A 25074-nucleotide genomic window follows, 5' to 3' on the forward strand; every position below is an offset into this window, starting at 1 on the left:
ATTGCGCGCCCTCACCCCGTACTCACTATTCCAGCCGCAGCCAGGCGCAGAAATTCGTGCCGACCCGACCGTTTCGAATTCAGATAAATATCTAAAAAATGTTTTTTGTCTTCGTTGACGTTACAAAATTTCGCCGGTAACGTTCGATGTAACTTGATAAATATCAACTTAGGAGTAGCTGATGAATGTAAGCCTTGATGCGCTGAAGCAAGCTGATGCCCAATACCACCTGCACCCTATGACAAATCCAAGAGACCTTGACGCCAAAGGGCCAGAGATGGTGTCAAGTGCCGCTGGAATTCATATGACGATAGACGGCAAGACCGTGATCGACGGTTTGTCCGGACTGGGTTGCGTAAACATTGGCTACGGCAACGAAGTGGTCTCGAAGGCGGCTTACGATGCAATGCGTTCGTTGTCCTACTGCCATACGTTTGGCGGCTATTCGAACCAGGCCGCCAGTGCGTTGGCAGAAAAATTAGTTAAGCTAACTAATGGCGTGTTCCGCAAATTCTTTTTCGCATCGACCGGTTCCGACGCGAATGAATCCGCGGTGAAGATTGCGTACCACTATTGGCGCCTGCGGGGCGAACCGCAACGCAGAATGCTGCTGTCGCGACACCATTCGTACCATGGCAATACGGTGGTCGCGACGAGCCTGACCGGGATTGACCACTACCATCCACAATTCGGGCTGCCGCTGCCGAATCTCGTCGCGCACGCCGACGCGCCGTACTGGTACCGCTACGGGCAAGGTCAGACACCCTATGAATGTGGCCAGCAAGCGGCAGCTTCTCTTGAGCGCATGATTGAAGAAATCGGCGCGCATAACATTGCCGCTTTTTTTGCGGAGCCAGTGCAAGCAACCGGCGGGATGATCGTGCCGCCCGACGGCTATTGGGCTAGCGTGCGCGAGATCTGCACGCGTCATCGCATCCTGCTGGTCGCCGATGAAGTCGTCACCGGATTCGGCAAGACCGGCAATATGTTCTGCCATCAGACGTTGGGTTTCGTGCCGGACATGATGACGCTCGCCAAAGGCATGACCTCGTCATATTTCCCGATGTCGGCGGTCGGCATCAACGCTGATATTGATGCGGTGCTCAACAACGCGAATCACGACTTCGAACACGGTTTCACGAATTGCGGACATCCGGTCGGCGCGGCGGTCGCCCTGGCAAACATCAAGGTAATCGAAGAAAACGGTCTGGTCGCCCACGTTGCCGAGCGACTCGGACCACTGATCGCCCGCCGCGTCGCCCAGCTTGCTGAGCATCCTGCGATCGGCGACACACGATCGATTGGTGTGCTGGCGGGCGTCGAATTCAACGTCGCTGAAAGCGACCTCGAAAATAGCGCATTCTGCGAGCAGGTCGCGAAGCAAGCGTACGAACGCGGCTTGATCGTGCGCGCAATCGGCTCGACGTTGCACATCGTGTTGCCAATGATCACGACTATTGAGGAGGCAACGCAGTGCATGGACATTGTCCAGGCAGCGACCGATGCCGCCTACGCGATGCGCTATGCAATAAAAGGATAAGCGAAAAAATGAACCCGGCGAGCCTCCTCGTCAAGCATTGCGCGGGCAGCCCGGTACCGGAAAAGTCTTGGCCGGTGCCGTCCGAACATCGACACCGACACTCACTCTGAGGAACCGCCAATCAGGCGCTGGACATATGGAAATCGACCTTTCGCGGACTTCCGCCCCTCGCATCGAAAATTTGCGGCTATTCGTTGCGCTGTTCTTCCTTGGCACCTTTCCCAGCGCTGCGCTGCTCTACGCTCCCGCGATTGCGAACGAGCTGGTACGCACCCATCATCTTGATCCCCGTTCAATCGGGTTGTTCTTCTCGGTCGAATTCTGCGGCTATGCGGTAGCCGGATTTCTCGGCACCTACGTACTGGCGCGTGCCCGCCTGGCGTCGATCATGCGCGTCTCCCTGGTGCTGTTCGTGCTTGGCAATATCTTGTCGATCGTCGCCAGCGGCAGCTATCCGCTACTGCTGGTTATGCGCGGACTGACCGCCATTTTCGGCGGTTGCACGCTAACGATGATCGGCATTACAGCATGCGGCCGGAGTGAAAATCCGACCCGTGCGAATGGCGCTTTCCTGCTGGGGCAGATTGTCTCCGGCGTGATTGGTCTCGCGCTCCTGCCGTCGTTATTCCAGCGCTACGGCCTGTCAGCGTTCTTTCTTGGTGAAGTCCTCGCCGGCATGCTCGGATGGTTGATCGTGCCGTTCTTGCCCGATGAAGCGGGCGGCCCGGCAAAGGTACGGGCAGCGAGCATGGCGACCCGCGGCGACTTCCTGCGCGGACTCGCGCTGGTCACGATGATCTATATCAGCTTCAGCGGTGTCTGGACGTTCGCTGGCGCGATCGGCAAGAGCCTTGGCGTACCGGTTACGAACATCGGCATGATCCTGTCATTGTCGGCAGGCGCAGGCGTGCTAGGCGCCGGTGTTGCGACAATTTCCGGCAAGCGTTTTCCGTTAATCGCGGTCGTCACCATCGGCCTTGCCTTGCTCATCGCGGCCGTCGTCGGATTGGCTTCAGCACGGGACGTGACGGTCTTCGTCGTGTCCGCGATGCTATTCAAGTTCGCCTGGACCTACACGAGTCCGCCGCTGTTTGCCATCATCGCAGCGAGGGAAAAGAGCGGACGCCTGGTCACCTTCTCGTCGGCGGGTATAGGCGTTGGCTTGATCATCGGCCCATCGTTGTCCGGATGGCTGATCCAGTCCTTCCACGGTTTCACGCCGGCACTGACAGCGGCGGCCTGCTTCCTCGGCGCTGCCTGGATGCTGGCGCTAATCATGTATCGATCAGCCGCCGCTACATAAGGGCCATGGTCGTTACCGTCCAGAATCCGCAGTCCAGCCGTTTTTGATTAGTTATACGAATAAATTTTGTATTCCACGCTATTAAATGAAGAGACGATCATGGAAAAACTCATAGCCGCTTGTGTGCAATACACGGCGAGCACAGACTGGCAACGTGACGTCGACACGGCGCTGTATTGGCTCGATATCGCCGTCGTCCGTGGCGCGACGCTGGCGCTGCTGCCGGAGGTCTGTGCCGGTGTCGGCACGCGCGGCGGCCTGCCTGCGCCGGTTGCGTTTGCTGAAGACGAACATCCGGCATTGAAGGCCTTGTCCGCGTTTGCCAGGGAACGGGGCGTGGAGGTGATTGCCGGCTCGATCGGGATTCTTTCGGATGACGATCGAATCTTAAATTCGTCGTTCATGATTGGCGCTGACGGTGCAATCAGAAGCCGGTACGACAAGATTCACCTATGCGACATTGACCTGCCGGATCGCCAGATCCGCGAAAGCGCCACAGTCTCGCCGGGCACGGGTCCCGTGTTGAGTTCATGCGCACTCGGCAAGTTGGGCATGTCCATTTGCTACGACCTGCGTTTCCCGCATCTCTATCGTCATTACGCGCAGCAAGGCGCGACCGTGATCAGCGTTCCATCCGCGTTCATGCGCCATACGGGCGAAGCCCACTGGCACACGCTGCTGCGTGCCCGGGCAATCGAGACCGGGTGTTTCGTGCTGGCGGCTGGACAATGCGGCCGGTTTGAAAACGGCGTCGAACTGTACGGACATTCGCTGATCGTCGATCCGTGGGGACGTGTGCTCGCCGAGGCAGCCGACGAACCTGGCGTGATCACCGCCGAACTCGATGTCCGGCTGGTTCGGGAAGCACGCGGCAAGGTTCCCGCGTGGTCATTTCAACCCGGCGAGACACCGGGGTTCAAGCCTTCGCCCGTCATTGGCGAACGCACAGTTCCGCAGTAACCGGATCACTTTCCCTTCACATTCAACATTGACGCAATTGGAGAAACGCCCGATGAAAACGAAACTAGCAGTGGGGGCAGTCATGACGCTGTCCTTGTCGAGTGCCTATGCCCAGAGCAGTGTCACACTGTTCGGCGTCGTGGACGCGGGAATCGCGTTCACTTCTAACGCCGCCGGCGCTCATCAGTATGCCGAAGTTAGTGGCGCGAATGGCGCGAATCGCTGGGGGTTGACCGGCAGCGAAGATCTTGGCGGCGGACTGAAGGCGATCTTCACCGTCGAGGACGGATTCCTGATCAACTCCGGAAAGATGGGCACCAACGGCACCGAGTTCGGCCGCCAAGCGTTTGTCGGCCTGTCGAATCCGTACGGTACATTGACGCTCGGGCGGCAGTATTCGGCCACCTACATGGCGGTCGGCCCGTTGTCGGCGGGTGGCTACTGGGCTGCGATCGGCGCCGGTTACGGAACCCATCCGGGCGATGTGGACAATCTCGACAGCTCGAACCGGATCGCGAATGCGATCAAATATCAGAGCCCGATGTATCGCGGTCTGCAGGTGACGACGCTCTACAGCCTCGGTGGTGTCTCCGGTGATTTCACCCGCAACGAGATTATTGACGTTGCTACGACCTACACGAACGGATCAGTGACGCTGGCTGCGGGCTATCTGCTCGCGAAAGATCCGAACTTCTCGTTCTGGGGCAACAAGGCGAATGACAGCACGACGGGTGTCAACATTGTCAGCCCGGTCAACTCGGGTTACGCGTCAGCCGGTTCTCAACAAATCATTGGCGCGGGCGGCAACTACGTGTTCGGATCCGCGACCGTCGGACTGCTTTACACGAACACCCAATTCAAAAACCTGGGTTCCGTTGAGGTGGCGGGGCTCAATGCCGCCGAAAAGCACTACACCGGTTCCGCGATATTCAACACCGGTGAAGTCAACTTCAGATATCAATTGTCCCCCGCCCTCTTGCTGGGCGCGGCTTACACTTACATGAAGAACAGCGGCGCGGGAGACCTGGGTTCCGCGCACTATCAGCAGGCAGACGTCGGCGCCATCTATTCGCTGTCGCGCAGTACTTCGCTGTACGCTTTTGGCATCTATCAGCGCGCGGCGGGCACCGATTCAACCGGTGCGGCTGCGGTTGCCGCGATTACCGCGGCAACACCGTCGAGCAACAACCACCAGATTGTCGCGACAGTAGGTATGACGCATACGTTTTGAACGTGCAGAACGCATCTGAGTTTTGGGTCCGGCGCGAATCAACGCGACGGACCTGAACGGGATCATAGTCAACACATCAATACCAGAGGAAGAGCGATGGCGGAGTCCAATACGCTACGAATCCACGGCCTGCACGACACAGTTCAGCTGTGGCGAGATCAGTGGGGAATTCCCCATATCGATGCCCGTAGCGACCATGATGCGTTCGTCGCGCTCGGCTACGCCCACGCGCAAGATCGCCTGTGGCAAATGGAAATGCAGCGCCGCAAAGCGGTCGGTCGCTGGGCCGAATGGAAAGGCGCTGACGCCCTCTTCGGCGATACCCTCGCCCGACGGCTTGGCGGCGCGCGCGTGGCCCAGCGCGATTACGCCGCACTGGACGCGGAGACGGTGAACATGCTTGAAAGCTATGCGACCGGCGTGAACGCGTATATCAACAGCGTGGACATCGGCGACTTGCCGCTCGAGTATCAACTGCTCGGCACGCGCCCGGAGGCGTGGCTGCCCTGGCATTCGATCGCGGTGATGCGCCAGATTGGTTTCCTGATGGGCTCGTTCTGGATGAAGCTATTCCGCGCTGCCGCGCTCGCTCAGGTTGGCGAAGAAAACATCGGAAAGCTGCGTTACGACGATGGCGGCAACGACTTGCTCTGTGTGCCGAGCGGCGCATCGGGACAAAGGTGGGGCGTCGATCTCGCCATGCTTCAGCCTTCGATCGCCGAGTTGCTCCAGTTCGCGCCGCACGACGCAACGGGCGGCGGAAGCAACAACTGGGCGGTCGGGCCGCAACTGACCGAGAGTGGCCGGCCCATCCTGATGGGCGATCCACACCGCGAACTGGAAGTATTGTCGATGTATTCGCAAGCCCATCTGCGCAGTCCGAATTTCGACGTGATCGGCTTGACGATCCCGGGCGTGCCGGGATTTCCTCATGTTGGCCACAACGCGCATACCGCGTGGTGCGTGACCGTCGCGTTCGTCGATATGCACGATCTCTATATTGAGCGATTTCGTGATGGCGGTACCGAGTACCAGACATCGACGGGCTGGGAAAAGACGGTGCAGCGAACCGAGCTCATAGCAGTTCGCGGCGAAAAGACCGTCGAGATCGATATTGTTGAAACGGCACATGGCCCGCTGATCATTGGCGACCCAGCCGAGGGTTGCGGTCTCGCGTTGAAATCCATCCAGTTCGCCGAGACTGACCATTCTTTCGACTGCCTGCTGCGCATGCAGCGCGCGACGTCCATTGACGAACTGTTCGAGTCAACGCGTGATTGGGGGCTGATCGATCACAACCTGGTCGCGGCCGACACGCACGGCCACATTGGGCATCGAGTCCGTGGCAAGGTTCCCGATCGCAGTCGCCACAATGGCTGGCTGCCGGTGCCTGGATGGCTCGACGCATACGAGTGGCGCGGCATCGTACCGTTCGAGTCCATGCCGACAATGATCGACCCGGGCAACCACTTGATTGTCACCGCAAACAACCGCGTGAGTGCCGATGTCGACTGGCCTTATCTGTCGACCGACTGTATCCCGCCGCACCGCGCGCAACGCATCACGCGTCGCCTGGCGGAGCTTGACCGATATTCGATCGATTCGATGAAACCGATCTTCGGCGACCTGGTCAGCATTCCCGCAGCGCTGTTCCAGCGTCATCTCGCGGAACTTGCATTGGCGCATCCCGAAGCAGCGGCCCTGCGCGCGATGATCGTCAACTGGGACGGCCGGATGGGCGCGGACTCCGCGCACGCCGCTGCGTACAGTGTGTTCCGCGTAGAGCTTGCCCGTCTCGTCGGTGAACGATGTGGCCTCATTTCTTCGAACCCGGTGCATGAGGTCTGGCAGGGATGGGTCGACGCGCCAGCCGTCGTCTCACACCTCTGGTGGATTGTTCCTACCTTGCTACGCGACGACGACACGTCGCTCCTCGGCGGCCAGCGCTGGACAGACGTCCTCACCGAAGCATTGCAGCGTGCGGCGAGCGCGCTACCGGCAGCGGCTTGCTGGTCGGATCTGCACACTCCGAGGCTCGAGCATCCGCTGTCGCGCCTGTTCCCCGAGGCAGCAAATGTACTCAATCTCGACTGCGTGCCGGTTGGCGGCGACGGCGACACCGTGATGGCAACCGCGTTCAACGCCGGACAGGGACTACGGACCGTGTATTCATCGTTAGCGCGTTATGCATTCGATGTAGGCAACTGGTCGAATTCCGAATGGATCGCTTTTCAGGGCGTCTCTGGGGCGCCGGGAAACCCTCACCGCAGTGACCAGAATCGCAGGTGGGGTGAACTGGAAATGGTGCCGATGCTCTACGACTGGACCGACATCGCAAAGCAGGCTACCTTGTGCCGGCTTCTGCCTAACTTGTCTCGCGAAGGCCCCGCATAGATACTTGCCCCATTGATCGTTTTTCCCTCGGGAACGGAAAATCTGTTGAAGACCACCGTTTGGCTCTGAGTCGGGCGCCGTCGGCCTAGGTCGATTGGATTGAACCTGCGCGCGCCCTGATCACTGGCCCCACGAAGCCGATGCGCGCAGCATCGAAACAGTCCGGCACCGCCACGAAAAAGCAGAGGAGGCAAACCATCCGCTAAAACCTCGAGACGGCATGTGAATCGATGAATTCATCAATGCCCAGATATTCGTCTGCCCACATAGCGTTGGCTCATCGGTCCTCGTCTGCCCCGAACGCCGCTGCGCGATGCCATGCGCCCTTGCACCAGGCACGGCGCGTGGCACGAATTGCCTGCTCCGTTGCGGTCCATGGACCGCAACGGCAACGCCTTAGAACCGCTGAACGATGCCAACCCGACCGATGAACTGATGGTTCGTGCTCGATGGCGTCATGAGGTCGATATTCGCGACTGCGGGCTGACCCAGCGAGTCCGTGCCGGACGCAACCTGATAGACGCCGTAGAAATAAACCTCGGTGCGTTTCGAGAGGAAGTACTGCAGCGAGAAAATGCCTTGATGATAGGTCGCCGGGCCATTTCCGCCGGCGCCGCCGCCGTGCGTGTAGCTATAGCCTCCACCAATCTGAAAAGTGGACGTCGCGAAGTAGGACACCGTTGCCGTCGCCGTATTGAAGACTGCCGTGCCACGATAGTCGAACGGATTGGGGCCGGCTTCCAGATCACCAAGATTCTCGAATGCCGAATGACTGAACGATGCCGCCAGCGTCGCCTTGCCGAGCTTGTAGCTCGTGCCCGCCGAATAGATTTCAAACGTATGCGCGGAGGCATAGCCCGCATAGATCGGGTTGGACTCCGGTGAGGTCGCTGATCCGAGCGAGCCCATATTGTTCGTTCCGGCGCCACCGGAATTCGGGTTATTGCCAAAGGCGGAAAGATTCGGATCGCGCGCGTTGAAATACCCTACCCCAGCGGAGAAACCACCGGCCTCGTAGCTCGCGCCGAGCGCCAACACCTGAGAGCCGGTAAAATCACCAGCCTTGCCGCCGAGTGAATACAGGCCGCCAAACGTCAGACCGCGATAATTCTGGCTCAAGTATTTGATGGCGTTGTTCACACGTCGTGTGTGTCCGAGGCCATCCACGTCGCCAGGTGTCGTGCCGGAAATCGCAGCAATGAGAAACGGCGAATAGTTCGAGACGAAGTCAGCCTGTGAGTCATATTGCCTCCCGAAGGTCATCGTGCCGAACGTCTCGCTCTTGAGCCCTACGAAAGCCTGCCGGCCGAATAGCGCTCCGCCCTGCCCTAGCGCGCCATTCGCAATATTGAAACCATTTTCGATCGTGAAGATCGTCGAAAGTCCGCCACCGAGATCCTCGGACCCTTTGAGGCCCCAGCGGCTGCCGTAACCTCGCGTCGAGCCGTCCGTCATGTTCACCAGCGACTTGCCTTCGAGAGCCCCGTTCGCGCTTCTGCCGGTTTGAGCGCTGTTCGTATAGTTGATACCGGTGTCGATCAATCCATAAAGCGTGACCGAGTTCTGCGCGTGAGCTGTGTTCGCAGCCACCAGCGCGATGACCTGACCCAGCCAGAAGTGACTCTTTTTCATACCGTCTCCTTATTTCATTTAATTTATATGGTGTACTAATGATATACAGCGTATTGCTTGTATTACTCTTTGTTTAGCGACAGGAAGCGAATGCACCCGATTCCCGTCGCTTGGTGGTTTTCGCTTGAGTTCCGTCTCGCTCAGGTATCCGCGCGCGTCAACGATGCTCCGAGTTGCGCGCGCCGCTTCAGCCAGGGCGAAGGGCGATAGCGCGGATCGCCAAGCGCGTCTTGCATATTGTTCAGAATCTCAAGAATTCTTGCCGCCCCGATCGCGTCGCCCAGTGCCAGAGGACCTTTCGGATACCCCAATCCGAGCGTTACGGCACGATCGATGTCCTCCGGCGATGCAATTCTCTGCTGCGCGATATCGCAACCGACGTTGACGATGGTCGCCACAATGCGCTGCGCCACAAAACCATTGGAGTCGCGTATTATCGTCACGGCTGCGCCATCCTGTGCGAAAAGTGCTCGGGCCTGTTCACGCACTCGTGCGTCCGTGACGGGCGTCGTCATTAGCGTGCGGCGCGCGGAATTGCCGACCGGAAGCAGACAATCGAGCGCGACGACCCTCGTTGCGTCAAGCCCTTCTTCGATTGCGGCAGTCGTGGCGTCCTTGCCAAGCGGCGCCACGATGATTAACGCATGTTCCGAGGGCCGCCCGTCTTTCTCCAACGTGACTCCGGCCGCCGAAATCAAACCTGCGATCTGCGCGTACGCAACGGAATCTTGGCAACTTACCCAGACCCGCTCCGGTAGGTCCGTTGCGATGGCATCTTCCGGCGGCAAGGCCGGCTTGCCATTCACGTATTTGTAGAAACCCTCCCCGGTTTTTTTGCCAACCAGGCCGCCACTGAGACGAATCGCGGCCAAGGTGGACGGCCGGAATCGCGGCTCCTCATAAAATTGCTGATAGATCGACTCCATGACCGGATGCGAAACGTCAAGCGACGTGAGATCCATGAGCTCGAAGGGTCCGAGCCTGAATCCGGCCTGCTCCCGCATGATGCGATCAATATCGACGAAGTCCGCAATTCCTTCACCGACGATGCGAAGTCCCTCCGTATTCATCGCGCGCCCGGCGTGATTGACGATGAAGCCTGGCATGTCTTTCGCGCGCACCGGCGTGTGCCCAAGCCGACGCGCGAGTAGAACCAGCCGATCACCCGTCGAACGCGCGCCTCGCAGACCGTCGACCACCTCGATAACCTTCATCAACGGCACTGGGTTGAAAAAGTGAAAACCGGCGACGCGCTCGGGCTTTGAGCACGCCGCGGCGATCGCGGTGATGGAGAGCGACGACGTATTGGATGCGAGAATGCAGGTGTCGAGTACCATTGCATCGAGCTGCTTAAAAAGCGCGCGCTTCGCTTCCAGGTTCTCCGCGATCGCCTCGACGATGACATCGCAGTCTTTCAAAGCCTCGATCGAATCTGCGGGCTTGATTCTCGCGACAGCTTCGGTCGCTGCCGCAGCGGTGATACGGCCTTTTCCGGCGAGCATCGTGAGCGTGTCGCTCAAATATCCGCACGCCGCTTCGACCGCATCGCGACTGATGTCGTAGAGACGCACGTCAATGCCGGCGAGGGCGGAGATTTGCGCGATGCCACGTCCCATCGCACCGGATCCAACGATGCCGAGAGCGTGCGTCTTGAAATCTTCTTTCATTAGATATGGGTTCGGGTTTTCCAATTTTGTCATGCAATGCATTGGGGAGCAGGCCTGCACCCTCTATGCATTGCCCTTCGCGGCGAGCCGCGCATTCGCGGCAAGTCGCGCCGGTGCGAACGCCGGTTCGCCCAGCGCTTCATAGAGCGCCTGCGAGGTTTCCGCGTGTTCCGCAAGGCCAGTTCGATCGAGCAGCGCAAGCGGGCCTTCCGGATAACCCAGTCCCATTTTCAGCGTTGTGTCCAAATCCTCGGCGCTGGCCAGTTTCTCGTCGTAGCGGCGCAGCACGGCGTTGTAATAAGGGCGAATCAGGCGGTTGACGATACGGCCTGGAAAGTCGTTGCAGACGGCCACGACGAGGCCCGCATCCTCGAAAAGCGCCTTGAGTGTCAGAAGCGCCGTCCCGTCATATTTACGCGGTACTACGAGCTCGACCAATTGCGTGGGCGCTGCCTTGCCGAGGCGGAAACGCGCGAAACCAAACGCCCGCTCCGATACGCGTTGCGCGTCGAGCAACGCCTCGCCTTCGTCGGTATAAACGCCGAGGCACTCATCCTTGAGTTCGATAGCGACAATCGCGTCTGTGCGAAGGCTGGCGCGATCGGCGACGTACTCCTTGCCCGCGTACTCGCCCAGATAGATCTGGCAGTCGCCTTCGTCTGACGCGTTGTCGAGGAACGCGTGGCGCTCGGGAAACGACCGGCTAACGCCGGACAATTTGATGCAATAGCTCATCTCAAGCTCCAAACATCTTTGTGTCAGTGTATTGGTGGAATCCACGGCCCGATTTCTTGCCGAGCCAGCCCGCCGCGATCATTCTTTTGACCAACGGTGGGCAGGCCGATCGCGGTTCATTGGTAAGGCCATGCATTGCATCGCAGAGCAAGCGCTGCGTGTCCATGCCGACCAGATCCAGAAGCTCCATTGGCCCCATTGGATAGCCCAACGCCGTCTTGATCGCCTTGTCGATCTCGGCAGGTTCTGCAACCCCCGACTCCACAAGCCTGATGGCGTCGTTGTTGTATGGAATCAGGAAGTAATTGAGGATGAATCCTGGCGTGTCCTTCGTCTTGACCGGATGCTGCCCCATCGCAAGCGCGAATTCCCACGCACGACTCCAGGTATCGTCGCTAGTGATCAAGCCCGACGACATCTCGATGAGCTTCATCAACTGCGCCGGAAGGCAAAAGTGCATGCCGACGAACCGATCGGGTCGACCCGACCCAGCAGCAATCTCCGTGATCGAGATGGTCGACGTATTCGACGCGAATACGGTGTCCTTTCCACACAATCCGTCCAGCGCAGAGAACAGTTTGTGTTTGACATCGAGGTCCTCGAACACCGCCTCAATGACAACGTCGCTGTCTGCAAGATCTTCAAGCACGGTGGTGCTGGACCAACGCCCAAGGATCTCCGACACAGCTTCTTCGGTCAGCTTTCCGCGTGCGACTGATTTGCTGAGAAATCCTTCTGTCTGAGCACGAGCGCGGTCGAGCGCGTCCTGGCATGTATCGTAGATTTTCGTTTTGAAGCCAGCCCGTGCAGCAACAATTGCGATGCCGGTTCCCATTGTCCCGCTACCTGCAACTGCGACGGTCTTCACTTTCGTCATTTCAAACCTCTCATATCGTCAAATCGCGGTGGTTTTGTCGGCCCGACACGCTCTGCGTCGGCGATGCCGCGCGCCAATACCCGCGTGTTTCCGGTGGTCACGCATCCCTGAACTGCGGTTTGCGTTTCTCGATGAACGCAAGCATGCCTTCGTCAGCGTCCGCAGTCTGGTACGCGAGTGTCGAAAGGTCCGCTTCGATGCTTAAGCCTTCGTTGAGTCCAAGCCCGTAGGATCGCTGCACCGCCTGCCGCGCGAAAAGCAATGCAAGCTTGCTATGCCGCACGAACTGAGCACTGAATTCGCGGCCGATGTCCCGCGCGTCACCCGCTTCGACAACCCGGTTGACAAGGCCGATACGTTCGGCCTCGATTGCATCGACCGTGCGGCCGGACATGATGAGCTCCATCGCCTTCGCGGCTCCAACTAGGCGTGGTAGCCGTTGCGTGCCGCCGTAACCTGGCACAAGGCCCAGTTTGATTTCAGGCAAACCCATTTTGGCGTCCGGGGTCGCAACGCGAAATGTGCATGCCATCGCGAGTTCCAGTCCGCCCCCAAACGCATAGCCCCTTACCACCGCAATTGACGGGATAGGCAACGCGTCAAGTTGACAGAACACGGATTGTCCAAACACAGCGCCGTCGCGCTGCGCTGAAAGATCGCGTCCGGTCAACTCCTTGATATCCGCACCCGCACAGAACGCCTTTTCACCGCTGCCTAGTACGATCAAAGCGCGCGCGTCGGAACTACGCACCGCGTCCAGCTTGCCTGACAGTTCCTTAAGTACGGCAAAGCTCAACGCATTCAGTGCTTCGGGCCGATGCAACGTTAGAAAGGCGATTCCGTCTTCCACGGCGAGTTCAACGCTCATGAAACGCTCCTTCAGTGACCGAACTTCGATGCATCAGGCGCACGGCGTTCACCAAACGCAGCGGCAAGTTCAGCTTGTTCCTCCGTGTCCAGGTAACCGCGCAGCAGAAGATCGTGAGTGACACGTGAGAGTCCACTGACGCCACCGTGGCGCGCGTTAAATGCTCCCTTGATTGAAGCCAATGCGAACGCGCCGCGCTCCGCTACCTCCAGCGCGTAACGTCGTGTCGCGTCCTTCAATTCAAGGTCCGGTACAACCTTGTTGATTAATCCAATTTCCAACGCTTCCTGCGCACTGATCTTTGGATTGCGATACCAGATTTCCTTCGCGCGCTTCTTGCCTACCAGATCTTCCAGGTACCACGTTCCGTAGCCGGCGTCGAAGCTGCCTACCATAGGACCCACCTGCCGAAAGACCGCGCTTTCCTTCGCAATCGTCAGATCGCAAACTACTTGCAGCACGTTTCCCCCTCCAACGGCAAAACCATTGACCGATGCAATCACCGGCTTTTGCAAACGATCGATGCTCTCGTACATTTCGAGTGTCGGTAATACGCCCGCGTAGAGCGTGGAGTCCTGCATCCCGTCCTTCCGACCGCCTGTGCAAAAGAACTTGTCGCCCGCTCCCGTCAAAACGATGACTCGCGTTCGCGTCTCGCGCCGAATCTCATTGATGCAATCACGAATCTCATGACACATCCGTTCAGTGAACATATTTCCGTCATCGGGGCGATTGAGGGTGATCGTGCCGATCGGGCCGTCCTCCTCGTACAAAATTTCTTCGTAGGCCATGAAATTACTCCTTTAAACAACGCGTTTTGCGATCAGGTCATCAACATCCTGTTCCGACAAACCAAGCCAATCCCTCAGAATGTGTTCCGTGCTTTCCCCAAGCGCAGGCGGAGGACTTCGATGAACCTCGCTGCACCCATCGAACCAAATCCCCAGTCCCACTTGCGGAACAAGCCCATCCTGCCCACTCACCGCATAGAACATTCCTTCGTCTATCAGGTCCTGGTCATCGACGAGCTGATCGATACGGTTGATTGGACCGGAAGGAATCCTATTCTTTTCGAATAATTCCAACCATTCGGAACGTGGCTTTATCTTGAGGATTTCAGCCACCTGCGCAACGATCTCCGCGCGGGCGTTTCTTCTTAGCGCATTCGTTGCGAAATCCTTTCGGTTGCCGTAATCCGGATATTCGACCGCAGTCCAGAAACGCTGCCAGATCGCGTCGTTTCCAAGCCCCAGCGTAATCGGTTCGTCCGCTGTATCAAACACCTGGTAGATGGCAATGACGGAATCCCGGCCGCCTGAGCGTCCAGGACACTCACCAGAGCCCAGATAAGCAATGATGCGAGGCGACATGAAGCGGACCATGCTTCGCACCATTGACACGTCGATAGCCTTGCCGGCTCCCGTGCGCTGTCGCTCGACTATGGCTGCGAGCGTCGCAAGCGCGACATCCTGCCCCGCGAGCAGATCGGCCGCAGGTGTGCCGACCTTCTGCGGCCCGGACTCGGGCTCTCCTGTCAGGTCCATCACGCTGGAATAGCCTTCTGCGATCAGGTCATAGCACGGCAACTCGGCGCGGCGTCCGGTTAACCCGAAGCCCGTCAGGGACACGTGAATGATCTTTGGGTTGATCTCTTTCAAACGCGCGTGGTCAAGGCCCAGCTTCCGTTGCACTCCCGGCACCATGTTCACGACGATAACGTCACTTCCTTCGACCAGTCTCTCCAGGATCGCCCTTCCGTCAGGGTTCGTGACATCAAGCGTCATACTCTCCTTGTTGCGGTTGACGCTGGCAAACCAGAGCGACTGCTCCCCCAAAAACGGCGGACCCCACGCTCTTGTGTCGTCACCGACCCCGGGCCTTTCCAGCTTGAGGACGGCGGCGCCCATATCGGCTAGCAATTGCGTCGCATATGGACCTGCAATCGACGTTGTCAGGTCCAGAACGCGGATCCCCGCCAACATGCTAAGTCCTGCTGATTTATCCTGAGTGGGAAGTTTCTCGATTGTTTTCAACATTACTCCATCAAACCGTTTTCATTCCTGAGACTCATTCTTGCATCGCGCCGCGCTCCCCTCACACGTCGAGCGGGAGCGGCCGATTGGAGGTCTCGGGCATCAGCACAGACGCAATGAACGCGATCCCGGTCGCCGTCATCAGGAAGAACGCGGGCGATGCCGGATTGCCCGTATGGGCGACTAGCCATGTCGCGATGTACCCCGCTGACCCGCCTGCCAGGATCGATGCGATGTTGTAGCCGAGCGCAACCCCGCTGACACGCATGGAAGCGGGAAGCGTTTCCGCCAGCGTTGCCAGCAGATTCGCCAGATAGCATGCCGTGATCTGGCCGAGCACCAACTGCGCGATGATGCCGAGCGCGGCGCTATGCGTGGCCAACATGAATAGCGGATAGGCGGTGATGACAAACAGCGCGTTCGCGGTCGCCATGACAACTTTTCGCCCAACCCGATCCGAGAGCTTGGACCAGAATGGCATGGTGACAGCCGCAAGAATCAGCGTGGCGGTTGTTGTCCAAGCTGCGGTTTTCGCGTCGAGTACGTGCTGAGTCTGCAGGAAGGTGCTCATATACGTGAACACAGTCCAATAGCTCGCGTTCGAAGTGAGCGCAAGCGCGATCACGACGAGAACGGAGAGCGGCCTTGCCTTGACAACGCCCAGCGCGGGAGCACGTTTGATCTCATGCTCCTTGGCGATCTCTTCAAAGGCGATCGATTCTTCCATGCGCAGCCGGATTAGCATTGCAACGATGCCTAGCGGTAACGAGATCATGAACGGGACTCGCCATCCCCACGACGCGAAGTCGACGTCCGGGACAAGCGCTCGCGTCATGGCAACGGTAAAGGAGGCGAGCAAGGTACCTCCGACTGTACCGAGATTGACGAACCCGGTCAGATAGCCGCGACGGCCCATGGGAGACTGCTCGGCGACATAGGAGGTGGCCGTGCCTAGCTCACCGCCGGCCGAGAATGCCTGAACGCAACGCAGCATGACGAGCAGCACCGGAGCGGCGACACCGAGCGACTCGTATGCCGGAATAAAGCCGATCAGCACACTCGCGCCGACCATGCCGGCGACCGACCATGTCAGTGCCTTGCGACGTCCCAATCGGTCTGCCAAATGCCCGATGACAATGCCGCCGAACGGCCGGAGCAAAAATGACGCGGCAAAGATTGCGAACGTTGAGAGCAAACCGGCGGTCGGGTCCGATCTCGGAAAGAACACTTGCGCTATCGTGGTCGCAAGAAATGCGTAGATGGTGAAGTCGTAGTACTCGATCGCGGTTCCGATACCCGCACCAATGACGATTCGCCGTCGCCGGGCGGGGCTCTTGGCGAGACTCTGTTCGAGTTCATCTTCCACTCTTCCCGGCAGGGATTTATTCAGCGTGCTCATGTCTCCACCTCTTTCCTGAAAAAGGAAACCACTTTTGTCATAGATTATTTGTTATGGATGCTTGCATCGAACAGCATGAGTCACAAGTGAATTGACGCGCGTTGCTTACACGCCCGATCACTGCAGGCGCTACTTTTCGATAGCAACTTCACACCCTGCTGCCGGGCGGTGCTCGAGCACGCCTCGCTCAATAAGTGCGTCTATCGCTGCTGCGGACATGCCAAGTTCTTCGGTCAAAACCTCGAGCGTATGTTCCCCGAGGCGCGGTGCCGCCTTGCCGACGACCGGCGGCGTCTCGGAGAATCGCAACCCAGAGGTGACGACTGGATAACGTCCGTAGAGCGGATGCTCAACGTGGGAGACCTGGTTCAGATGCTTGACCTGCGGATCTTCGAATACCGCATCCATCTTGTTGATCGGGGCAACTGGCGCGCCGGTCGCCGATAACAAGTCTACCCAGTAGGCGGTTTGATGCGTCCGCGTGATCGCGCTGATCATGCCAACGAGTTCCGGCTTATGCTTGACACGTTCGCCGTTTGTCAGAAAGCGCGGATCTTCCTTCCATTCCGGTTTTCCAAGCGCGTCGCACATCTTGCGGAACAGCTTGTCGTTCGGCGAACCCATGAGCACCCAACCGTCCTCCGTTGGAAACGCTTGATAGGGCGCGACGTTTGCATGCCCCGAACCTTGGGGTTTCGCAATACTTCCGCCAATCAAATACTCGCTCGCGACGTTGATGAGTATGGCCAGCTCCGTGCTGAGCAAGGACGCATCGACACGCTGCCCCTCGCCTGTCAGGGTGCGGTGATGCAACGCCGCCAGCACCCCGATCGCCGCATGCAAGCCAGTCGATACGTCGATCAATGCGACACCCGTCTTGACCGGTTCTCCGTCTGTATTTCCCGTCACGCCCATAAGACCGCCGAGCGCTGAAATCATCAGATCATAGCCCGGCCGATCCATGTACGGTCCCGTCTGACCGAACGCGGAAATGGCGCAGTAAATCAGGCCAGGCTGTGTTTTTTTAAGCTCTTCGTAGCCGAGTCCAAGCCGGTCCATGACGCCCGGCCGAAAGCTTTCGACCACCACGTCCGCTCCGGCGATCAGCTTCCTGGCTATCTCAACGCCTTCCGGTGTTTGCAGATCGATCGCCACGCTGCGTCGATTGCGGTTCAGCCCGAGAAAATACGAACTCACTTCACCGATGAAAGGCGGGCCCCATCCGCGGCTATCGTCGCCCGTACCGGGCCGTTCGATCTTGATGATTTCAGCGCCGAGATCGCCCAGGATCGACGTCGAATAGGGACCGGCTACTACGCGCGTAAAGTCGATCACGCGCAGTCCGTGCAAGGAGGTTTTTTGATTCATGATTTTCACCTGCAATAAAAACTGTTCTATTTGGAGAGTCCAGGGCCGTCGCCGCCGGTTAGCTCCCCGGTTGTATCAACAAGGCTCCGCAAGATGGCGAGTTCTTCCATTGTTGGGCGGGGCGTTTCGGGCCACGGACCATCTGGCAAGTCGAAACCGGTATTGGCAATGACTTGCGCCGGGTCGACACCGGGATGAATTGACCGTACACGCATCGACTTTCCTTCGTCGAAGTCGAACGTAACCAACGGCGTAACGCACAGCACGGGGCCCTCGGTTGTTATGCCAAGCTTTTCACGCGCCCCGGCGCCATCCAGATGGCCCGCCGCAGTCAGATACTCGACGTTTTCGACAAACGTGCGCGATGTGTGGGCTGCGCTGAAGAGCAAGATCCGCTTCGATACCACGGCGAACGATGTATTTGCGAGGCCGGGGCCACGGAACCGCGGCCGGCCCGAATCCTGATAACCGGTACCGGTCAGATTGATGTTGCCGCGTTTGTCGATCTGCACGCCGCCATAAAACATCACATCAAGACGGCCGTTTTCCGACATTTCGAACAGGTCATACGCCGTCCCCACCGCCTCCGCACCGTTCAGCCACCGCCCATCCGATGCAGATCGATACAAACGGCCCGGCTGCGGATTCACAACGCCAGCCGGTGTGATCAGCGTCAGGTTCGGTGCGTGCGTCTGCTGCGCGAGCATGCACGCGGCTACCGGTACCAGCGAGCTTGCGCCAGTCACTGCAAGGTCGCCGTCGAGCAACTCGCGCGCCAGCAGAACCGTCATGAATTCGTCCACGCTGCAGGTGTTCATCGAACAGCCTCCGCGAGCTTAAGGATCCGCTCAGCACCACCGACCCGTTCGACATAATCCGAAAGCGATTCGGGGTCCTTAACATAGGGTTCAAAATAGTCTCGCCACCACGTGGCGACATCGGCGCCAGCCGCTATGTACTGATTGATCAGCTGTTCATCGTGCACATACACCCCATGGCTGGAGCACGGGTGAGCGCCAAAGGGCGCCTCAACCACGGCATCGACCAAATAGCCTGGAATAGTGGTGCGATGCGGCTCCTGGCGCACAATTCTGTTATCGACAATAAGGTCCGCCGTGACAATCACGTGCTTAGACGCTTTTGCGAAAAGCGGGTCACAGAACGGCGTGCCAAGGTCACGCACGTTACCGTAAATGTCCGCCTCCTGAACGTGCAGGATGCAGACGTCCGGACTCATTGCCAGAGGGGCGACAACACCCGCGCCATTACGCGGGGCGATAGACGAACGCGTGATGTCCGTGCCCTTCACCGACGTCACCGGATGCGAATCGAGGTGTTCCACTGTCGCCATCAGGCCGCCGAGGATGGTGGCCTCGTCGGCATCGATAATTGTGACCATGCCTTGCTGCGCAGCCCTGCGAAAATTGGGAGCGAATCCAAGGTGCTCGAAGGACACGTGACCCACCGTGGCGCGGGTAACGCATCCGGCGCCGATCAGCAAGTCAACGGCATAGCTTGAGGGCGGCGCGGCGACGATCTGCAAGTCTTTCGCCCCTCGCCGGGCCAGTGCGCGAACCGCCGCACTGGGATTGTTATGAAACCACAGTCCGCCAAGGGCGACGAGATGACCCGCCTTGACTACCGACAGCGCATCATCGAGTTCACGAAGCTTGCTCCGCCGCTGCGGATTCGATGGGGGTATCGATTCATGCTTTCGCATTTTGTCTCATCCATAATATGATCTTTGAATCCATAATATGGCTCTACAAACCGATTGTCAACGTCTTCTAATCATCCGAGGAGGATAAAAATGAATCGCCGGACTTTGCATTGCGAGCCCCGCACGTTTCCCATCCGTGGCGTTTTCCGCATCAGCCGTGGCTCGAAGACGCAAGCGGAAGCCGTGATCGTGCAGATCACCGAAGGGGGTGTGACCGGCCGTGGAGAATGCATCCCGTACGCGCGATACGGCGAGACTGTGCAAGGCGTGTCGGCGCAGATCGCCTCGGTAGCGGACGCCGTGCGCGATGGCCTCGATCTGCAAGGTTTGCAGACGCTGCTTCCACCGGGGTCCGCCCGCAATGCGCTGGATTGCGCGCTATGGGACTTGCGCAGCAAGATAAGCGGTCACGCAGTGTCCAGCTTCGCAGGACTGAAAGCTCCTTTGTCGCCGGTTACCACTGCTTTCACGCTGAGCCTGGACAGCGCCCCCGCCATGGCCGGGATAGCCCGCGCCAATAATCACTTACCGCTGTTGAAACTCAAGCTGGGAGGCGACGGAGATCTGGAGCGCGTCAGGGCGGTTCGCGAAGCGGCCCCTCAATGCAGGCTGATGGCCGATGCGAACGAGTCGTGGACGCCGGATCACCTGCGCCTTTACCTGCCGGAATTCGCGGCTCTCGGGGTCGAGCTGCTCGAACAGCCATTGCCCGCCGATGCAGACGATGCATTGATTGGCTACGCGAGTCCTGTCCCGCTGGCCGCCGACGAGTCGTGCCGGGACCTGAAGTCAATCGCCGGCATCCGCGACAAATACGCGTTCGCCAATATCAAACTGGATAAAACCGGGGGCTTGACCGAGGCGCTCGCGTTAGCCGGCGCGGCGCGCGCGGCCGGCATGAAGGTGATGGTGGGATGCATGGTGGCGTCATCGCTGTCGATGGCGCCTGGAATCGTGCTTGCCCAGGAAGCAGATGTGGTGCATCTGGACGGGCCGCTGCTACTGGCTGAGGATCAGGAACCCGCGCTTCGCTACGAGGGCGCAACGCTGTTCCCGGACGCCCGGGTTTGGTCCATTTAAGCCCAACCCGGGTGGGTATGCGGGCATCCGGGTGGCTGCCCGGATGCACTCATTCGAAATAGCTGAGCCTTCGCGAGATGTCCTGCCCCGCAGCAATTACTGCATCGATGAGCGCGCGTACGCGCTCGGGATCGGTCGCCCGCGACTTGAGTACCGGGATGCTGACTGCAGCAACGACCTCACGCGTATGGTCGCGTATGGGCGCGGCAACGGCCCATACGTCACGTTCCGTGTATTCGTCGTTGATTGCGTAGCCATTACTGCGCACATCGGCAAGCAGCGACAGGAATGCTTTGGGACTGGCAAGCGCCGGCGCCTGACCCGGCCGCCATTCGGCGGTAGACGGCAGCATCGCATTCAGCTGAGGCTGCGCAAGCCAGGCAAGCAGTATTTGTCCCGATGCACGGCCGTCCCAAGGCGGACGCCTGTAGCCAATGGGGCTGAATATCTTGATCGTCTGGTTCGTCACCCGGCGGTCGACGAAGACGACGTCGTTCTCGACCAGCACAGTGAGCTGCACGTTCTCACCTGTCTTGTCGCGCAAATCGTCAAGCGGCTGGCTTGCGCCCGAGATCAGGTCGTTACCCTGCACCGCCACCGCAGCAAGTCGCACGATCTCGACGAACGGTGAGTATTTTCCGCTACGCGGTTCAAGCCTGACGAACCCGCGCTGCACCAGTATGTCGAGGATCCGGCGGAGCGTGCTCGGCGCGAGGCCAAGTCTTGCGGTGATTTCCGCAACTGTCAGCGAAGGCTCGTCCGTCGAAAAAATCTTCAGTACGTCGAGCATTCGCTCGGCTGACCGCAACGTTTGTCCAGTTGCGAGTTTTGGCACGTCTTGTTTCCTCCAGATAGAAAAGCCATGCAGAGCGTAGGGCTTAAGCATTCGCCCCATTCTATGGTATGTTTAACCATATAATGAAAAACAGAACCATTATTTCAAGCGGTAGAAGATATCAGGAGAGTCTCATGCGCGTGAAGGACAAGGTTGTTCTCATAACGGGTGCAGCATCTGGGATTGGGCGTGCGATCAGTCTACGGCTGGCGTCGGAAGGAGCGAAGGTCGTTGCGACGGACAGGAACGCTGACGGCGGGGCCGACGTTGTCGCTCAGATCGGGAAAGAAGGCGGCCAAGCGTGCTTTCTCGAACTCGATACCGCATGTGAAGCCCAATGGGCAGAGGTCGCTGCGCGAACAGTCGACACGTTTGGAACGCCCGACGTGCTGGTAAATAACGCCGGAGTATATCTGATCCGCGCCCTTGCCAACACGACGCTGGACGACTGGGACCGCATGATGAACGTCAATGCGAAGGGCGTATTTCTGGGCATGCGCACGATCGCGCCGTTGATGGCGGCAGCCGGCGGCGGGGCGATCGTCAACATGTCGTCTACCAACGCGCTGACCGGGATTGCGGGACGCACCGCTTACGCAGCCAGCAAAGCTGCGGTGCGAATCATGAGCAAGACCGTAGCAGTCGAGTATGCATTCGACCAGGTCCGCGTGAACTCGGTGTATCCCGGTTTCGTGCGAACCGGAATAGCGGAGTACGGCGCCCAGGTCGCCGGCGCGACCGTGGACGACCTCGGCAAGATGGTGAGTCCGCTAGGAAGGATTGCCGAGCCGGAAGACATCGCCAGCATGGTCCTGTTTCTCTCATCCGATGAAGCCCGCCATATTACCGGCGCGGAATTCGTGGTTGATGGCGGTTTGACAGCGAGTCCCAATAGCCCGACTCATGTCAGCACACTACAACGTGCGGAGGCATGAAATGACGCTTGATGCCCAGCCTCTTCTGAACGTGAAGTTATTCATCGATGGCGAGTGGACGGACGGATCGACCGGTCGTACGCTCGAAAACCGCAATCCCGCCAATCACGCGCTGATTGGCCATGTCGCCGTCGCCGACGAAGCCGACCTGGCGCGGGCCGCACAAGCTGCGGCAAGCGCCTTTGAAATCTGGCGCTGTAAGCCGGCGATCGAGCGCTCGGGAAGGTTGCGTGCGGCAGCGGCGCTGCTACGCGAACGCTCTGACGTTATCAGCCGGGCAATGACCATCGAGCAGGGAAAACCGCTGGCCGAATCACGAATAGAAGCCGAGATGGCAGCGCAGATCATTGACTGGTTTGCCGAAGAGGGACGGCGCACCTATGGCCGGATCGTACCGAGCCGGCATCCAAACATCCAACAGAACGTCATACAGGTTCCGGTCGGGCCGGTCGCCTCGTTCGCACCCTGGAATTTTCCACTAACCCAGGTAGCCCGCAAGATTTCCGCCGCACTTGCATCAGGTTGCTCGATCATCATCAAGCCGCCGGAAGAAGCGCCAGTGTGCACGTCGGAACTCGCACGATGCTTCGTCGACGCAGGTGTGCCACGGGGCGTTGTCAACGTCGTATATGGCCTGCCCACCGAAATTTCTTCGTATCTGATTCCGCATCCGGCTATCAAAAAGATCTCGTTCACTGGCTCGGTGCCGGTCGGCAAACAGTTGGCGTCGCTTGCCGGCCTGCATATGAAGCGGACCACGATGGAACTCGGCGGACACGCTCCAGTGATCGTCACGGCGAGCGCCGATCTCGAAGCCGCGGCGAAATCGATTGCGCTTGCGAAGTACGCGAACTGCGGGCAAGTCTGCATCTCCCCTACTCGCATCCTGATCGATGATTCGGTGTACGATTTATTCACTTCGGCATTCCTCGATCAGGTCAAAAGCGTCAAGGTCGGCGACGGCCTGGAACCTGACACGAGAATGGGACCGCTCAACAACGAGCGGCGCCTCGCAGCCATGCAACGGTTGGTGACTGATGCACGCGAACACGGCGCCACCATCCTCGCGGGCGGCGAACGGCTCAATAAGCCCGGGTTCTTTTTCGAGCCCACCGTGATTGCAGATCTCGACAGCGAGAGCGCCTTGATGAACGAGGAGCCGTTTGGGCCTATCGCGCTGTTACGGCCCTACCGCGACCTCCATGAAGCGATTGCGGAATCAAACCGCCTTCCCTTCGGACTCGCCGCCTACGCATTTAGCGACTCGGCAAAAGACATCTCGCGCATTACAGCGGGCATACAAACCGGCATGCTCGGGATCAATCATACGGCCATCGCCTATGCGGAGACACCGTTCGGTGGTGTCAAGGACAGCGGTTACGGCTCGGATGGCGGTCTTGAAGCATTGCGCGGCTATCTTCAGCCAGAACTGGTGACAATCGCCGCGCATTGATCGCGCTGTGCTCTGCCGCTATCGACGGCGGGGCACGCAGCTTGATAAATTGATCTGGAAAACGATCTTTCCCCCTTGATTCGGCTCTACGCTGGGAAATCCGCACTGAAAATTTGCGTGAGGAAAGCCACTACGGCGTTGATGCGGGGCACACGTCTCAGATACTGGTGTGTGCTGATCCACACGTCGCGATGGACATCCACGAGTTGAGGGAGCACAGGCACGAGGCCGAAGCGTTCCGCTCGCGCGAACGCAGGCAGCATGACGATCCCGGCCCCCGCCGCCGCAGCGAACATCTGCGACAGCATGCTGCTCGAATAGAAGTCGATGACCGGATCGGTGATGACATCGTGAAGCCATCGCACGGCGTCGAGCTGAACAAGATCGTCAATATACCCAACGAAGGCGTGATCGCGCAGAGCCGAAAGCGAACGAGGTGTTCCCCGCCGCGCAAGATATTCGGCGCTCGCGTAAAGATGCAGCGGGAAGCGCCCTATACGCAGCGTCTCCAGGTTGGCGCCGCGCGACTCGAAGAAACCGAGAAAAATATCGGCTTCTCGCTGCGAGATGCGCACATCGTGCGACGAGGTCACCAGTTCGATCGAAATGCCGGGCCGGGTCTCCTTGAAGCGTGCGAAGTGGTCGCTCAAATACAGCGATGCGATGCCTTCCATGGTTGCGATGCGCACGTGGCCAGCCGGTCCCGGCGCACCGTTTTCGAGGATGTCGGCAAGCGCGAGCAGATTCGCTTCAATCGCCTCCACGTGCGTCAGCATTTCGCGCCCGTGCGCATTGAGCCGGCAGCCGATACGGTCGCGCTCGAAAACAGGCGTCTCCAACGCGAATTCGAGCGCGGAAATACGCCGGCCGACGGTTGCGTGATCCATGCCGAGGCTGCGTCCCGCGCGCGAGAAATTCCCATGGCGCGCGACTGCCAGAAAAATACGCAAATCGTCCCACGCCAGCCGGTTGATGTTCATGAAAGTCGCCCGATGAATTTTGCATTCGCAAATATTTTCGCTGTGCAAAATTGCACATGCCATA

The 25074-nt window shown here is 58.9% G+C and carries 21 protein-coding genes; 8 read left to right on the forward strand and 13 right to left on the reverse strand.

All coding sequences use genetic code 11. The features are described from left to right. Positions 1–181 precede the first annotated feature (181 nt). The 5 genes from ACSQ36_RS31915 (at position 182) to ACSQ36_RS31935 (ending at position 7428) form a co-directional block, all read left to right on the forward strand. Entirely contained in the window at positions 182–1540 is a 1359-nt protein-coding gene (locus ACSQ36_RS31915; protein ID WP_436185134.1) for an aminotransferase family protein, read from the forward strand. Between the two features lie 136 nt (positions 1541–1676). Further along, entirely contained in the window at positions 1677–2843 is a 1167-nt protein-coding gene (locus ACSQ36_RS31920) for an MFS transporter (protein WP_436185135.1), read from the forward strand. Between the two features lie 99 nt (positions 2844–2942). Then, positions 2943–3803, forward strand: a complete 861-nt coding sequence (locus ACSQ36_RS31925) for a carbon-nitrogen hydrolase family protein (RefSeq protein ID WP_436185136.1) — start codon at positions 2943–2945, stop codon at positions 3801–3803. Positions 3804–3855: 52 nt separating this feature from the next. Continuing rightward, positions 3856–5034, forward strand: a complete 1179-nt coding sequence (locus ACSQ36_RS31930; RefSeq protein WP_436185137.1) for a porin — start codon at positions 3856–3858, stop codon at positions 5032–5034. 96 nt (positions 5035–5130) lie between these two features. Continuing rightward, on the forward strand, positions 5131–7428 hold the full coding sequence (locus tag ACSQ36_RS31935) for a penicillin acylase family protein (protein WP_436185138.1): 2298 nt from the start codon (positions 5131–5133) through the stop codon (positions 7426–7428). Positions 7429–7824: 396 nt separating this feature from the next. On the opposite strand, the gene ACSQ36_RS31940 is transcribed toward ACSQ36_RS31935, so the two are convergent. The 11 genes from ACSQ36_RS31940 to ACSQ36_RS31990 form a co-directional block, all read right to left on the reverse strand. Further along, complete coding sequence (locus ACSQ36_RS31940) at positions 7825–9060, reverse strand: porin (protein ID WP_436185139.1); 1236 nt, start codon at positions 9058–9060, stop codon at positions 7825–7827. A 140-nt stretch (positions 9061–9200) separates the two neighbouring features. Further along, positions 9201–10727 (reverse strand): 3-hydroxyacyl-CoA dehydrogenase, encoded by a 1527-nt coding sequence (locus ACSQ36_RS31945; RefSeq protein WP_436185140.1) that lies wholly within the window; start codon positions 10725–10727, stop codon positions 9201–9203. Positions 10728–10790: 63 nt separating this feature from the next. Next, the gene (locus tag ACSQ36_RS31950; protein WP_436185141.1) at positions 10791–11462 is read right to left on the reverse strand and encodes a 3-hydroxyacyl-CoA dehydrogenase family protein; all 672 of its coding nucleotides are present in this window, start codon (positions 11460–11462) and stop codon (positions 10791–10793) included. A 1-nt stretch (position 11463) separates the two neighbouring features. After that, positions 11464–12339, reverse strand: coding sequence for a 3-hydroxyacyl-CoA dehydrogenase family protein (locus ACSQ36_RS31955; RefSeq protein ID WP_436185142.1), 876 nt, complete (start codon positions 12337–12339; stop codon positions 11464–11466). Between the two features lie 97 nt (positions 12340–12436). Continuing rightward, the gene (locus ACSQ36_RS31960) at positions 12437–13207 is read right to left on the reverse strand and encodes an enoyl-CoA hydratase/isomerase family protein (protein WP_436185143.1); all 771 of its coding nucleotides are present in this window, start codon (positions 13205–13207) and stop codon (positions 12437–12439) included. Positions 13208–13218: 11 nt separating this feature from the next. Next, entirely contained in the window at positions 13219–13998 is a 780-nt protein-coding gene (locus tag ACSQ36_RS31965; RefSeq protein WP_436185144.1) for an enoyl-CoA hydratase-related protein, read from the reverse strand. Between the two features lie 12 nt (positions 13999–14010). After that, positions 14011–15243, reverse strand: coding sequence for a CaiB/BaiF CoA transferase family protein (locus ACSQ36_RS31970; protein WP_436185145.1), 1233 nt, complete (start codon positions 15241–15243; stop codon positions 14011–14013). 58 nt (positions 15244–15301) lie between these two features. Further along, the gene (locus tag ACSQ36_RS31975) at positions 15302–16639 is read right to left on the reverse strand and encodes an MFS transporter (RefSeq protein WP_436185146.1); all 1338 of its coding nucleotides are present in this window, start codon (positions 16637–16639) and stop codon (positions 15302–15304) included. Between the two features lie 129 nt (positions 16640–16768). Continuing rightward, a complete protein-coding gene (locus ACSQ36_RS31980; protein WP_436185147.1) occupies positions 16769–18007 on the reverse strand; it encodes a CaiB/BaiF CoA transferase family protein in 1239 nt (412 codons plus the stop codon). Between the two features lie 26 nt (positions 18008–18033). Beyond that, on the reverse strand, positions 18034–18825 hold the full coding sequence (locus ACSQ36_RS31985) for a CoA-transferase subunit beta (protein WP_436185148.1): 792 nt from the start codon (positions 18823–18825) through the stop codon (positions 18034–18036). After that, on the reverse strand, positions 18822–19727 hold the full coding sequence (locus ACSQ36_RS31990; protein WP_436185149.1) for a CoA transferase subunit A: 906 nt from the start codon (positions 19725–19727) through the stop codon (positions 18822–18824). Before ACSQ36_RS31990 ends, ACSQ36_RS31985 begins: the two co-directional genes overlap by 4 nt. Before the next feature lie 90 nt (positions 19728–19817). On the opposite strand from ACSQ36_RS31990, the gene dgcA reads away from it, so the two are divergent. Further along, a complete protein-coding gene (gene dgcA, locus ACSQ36_RS31995) occupies positions 19818–20807 on the forward strand; it encodes an N-acetyl-D-Glu racemase DgcA (RefSeq protein WP_436185150.1) in 990 nt (329 codons plus the stop codon). A gap of 49 nt (positions 20808–20856) precedes the next feature. Here dgcA and ACSQ36_RS32000 read toward each other — a convergent pair whose 3' ends face one another. Further along, positions 20857–21642, reverse strand: a complete 786-nt coding sequence (locus tag ACSQ36_RS32000) for an IclR family transcriptional regulator (protein WP_436185151.1) — start codon at positions 21640–21642, stop codon at positions 20857–20859. Between the two features lie 134 nt (positions 21643–21776). Here ACSQ36_RS32000 and ACSQ36_RS32005 point away from each other — a divergent pair, with 134 nt between their 5' ends. Further along, positions 21777–22577, forward strand: a complete 801-nt coding sequence (locus tag ACSQ36_RS32005; protein WP_436185152.1) for an SDR family NAD(P)-dependent oxidoreductase — start codon at positions 21777–21779, stop codon at positions 22575–22577. A gap of 1 nt (position 22578) precedes the next feature. Further along, a complete protein-coding gene (locus ACSQ36_RS32010) occupies positions 22579–24030 on the forward strand; it encodes an NAD-dependent succinate-semialdehyde dehydrogenase (protein WP_436185153.1) in 1452 nt (483 codons plus the stop codon). An 86-nt stretch (positions 24031–24116) separates the two neighbouring features. Here ACSQ36_RS32010 and ACSQ36_RS32015 read toward each other — a convergent pair whose 3' ends face one another. Further along, the gene (locus ACSQ36_RS32015) at positions 24117–25010 is read right to left on the reverse strand and encodes a LysR family transcriptional regulator (protein ID WP_414969123.1); all 894 of its coding nucleotides are present in this window, start codon (positions 25008–25010) and stop codon (positions 24117–24119) included. Between the last annotated feature and the right edge of the window lie 64 nt (positions 25011–25074).

The sequence above is a fragment of the Caballeronia sp. LjRoot34 genome (assembly GCF_964253815.1).
Lineage (GTDB): Bacteria > Pseudomonadota > Gammaproteobacteria > Burkholderiales > Burkholderiaceae > Caballeronia.

Bases quoted from the DNA above. Each gene is read 5' to 3' on its own strand.
- ACSQ36_RS31915 (WP_436185134.1), top strand. From the start codon at position 182: ATGAATGTAAGCCTTGATGCGCTGAAGCAAGCTGATGCCCAATACCAC.
- ACSQ36_RS31920 (WP_436185135.1), top strand. From the start codon at position 1,677: ATGGAAATCGACCTTTCGCGGACTTCCGCCCCTCGCATCGAAAATTTG.
- ACSQ36_RS31925 (WP_436185136.1), top strand. From the start codon at position 2,943: ATGGAAAAACTCATAGCCGCTTGTGTGCAATACACGGCGAGCACAGAC.
- ACSQ36_RS31930 (WP_436185137.1), top strand. From the start codon at position 3,856: ATGAAAACGAAACTAGCAGTGGGGGCAGTCATGACGCTGTCCTTGTCG.
- ACSQ36_RS31935 (WP_436185138.1), top strand. From the start codon at position 5,131: ATGGCGGAGTCCAATACGCTACGAATCCACGGCCTGCACGACACAGTT.
- ACSQ36_RS31940 (WP_436185139.1), bottom strand. From the start codon at position 9,060: ATGAAAAAGAGTCACTTCTGGCTGGGTCAGGTCATCGCGCTGGTGGCT.
- ACSQ36_RS31945 (WP_436185140.1), bottom strand. From the start codon at position 10,727: ATGAAAGAAGATTTCAAGACGCACGCTCTCGGCATCGTTGGATCCGGT.
- ACSQ36_RS31950 (WP_436185141.1), bottom strand. From the start codon at position 11,462: ATGAGCTATTGCATCAAATTGTCCGGCGTTAGCCGGTCGTTTCCCGAG.
- ACSQ36_RS31955 (WP_436185142.1), bottom strand. From the start codon at position 12,339: ATGACGAAAGTGAAGACCGTCGCAGTTGCAGGTAGCGGGACAATGGGA.
- ACSQ36_RS31960 (WP_436185143.1), bottom strand. From the start codon at position 13,207: ATGAGCGTTGAACTCGCCGTGGAAGACGGAATCGCCTTTCTAACGTTG.
- ACSQ36_RS31965 (WP_436185144.1), bottom strand. From the start codon at position 13,998: ATGGCCTACGAAGAAATTTTGTACGAGGAGGACGGCCCGATCGGCACG.
- ACSQ36_RS31970 (WP_436185145.1), bottom strand. From the start codon at position 15,243: ATGTTGAAAACAATCGAGAAACTTCCCACTCAGGATAAATCAGCAGGA.
- ACSQ36_RS31975 (WP_436185146.1), bottom strand. From the start codon at position 16,639: ATGAGCACGCTGAATAAATCCCTGCCGGGAAGAGTGGAAGATGAACTC.
- ACSQ36_RS31980 (WP_436185147.1), bottom strand. From the start codon at position 18,007: ATGAATCAAAAAACCTCCTTGCACGGACTGCGCGTGATCGACTTTACG.
- ACSQ36_RS31985 (WP_436185148.1), bottom strand. From the start codon at position 18,825: ATGAACACCTGCAGCGTGGACGAATTCATGACGGTTCTGCTGGCGCGC.
- ACSQ36_RS31990 (WP_436185149.1), bottom strand. From the start codon at position 19,727: ATGCGAAAGCATGAATCGATACCCCCATCGAATCCGCAGCGGCGGAGC.
- dgcA (WP_436185150.1), top strand. From the start codon at position 19,818: ATGAATCGCCGGACTTTGCATTGCGAGCCCCGCACGTTTCCCATCCGT.
- ACSQ36_RS32005 (WP_436185152.1), top strand. From the start codon at position 21,777: ATGCGCGTGAAGGACAAGGTTGTTCTCATAACGGGTGCAGCATCTGGG.
- ACSQ36_RS32010 (WP_436185153.1), top strand. From the start codon at position 22,579: ATGACGCTTGATGCCCAGCCTCTTCTGAACGTGAAGTTATTCATCGAT.
- ACSQ36_RS32015 (WP_414969123.1), bottom strand. From the start codon at position 25,010: ATGAACATCAACCGGCTGGCGTGGGACGATTTGCGTATTTTTCTGGCA.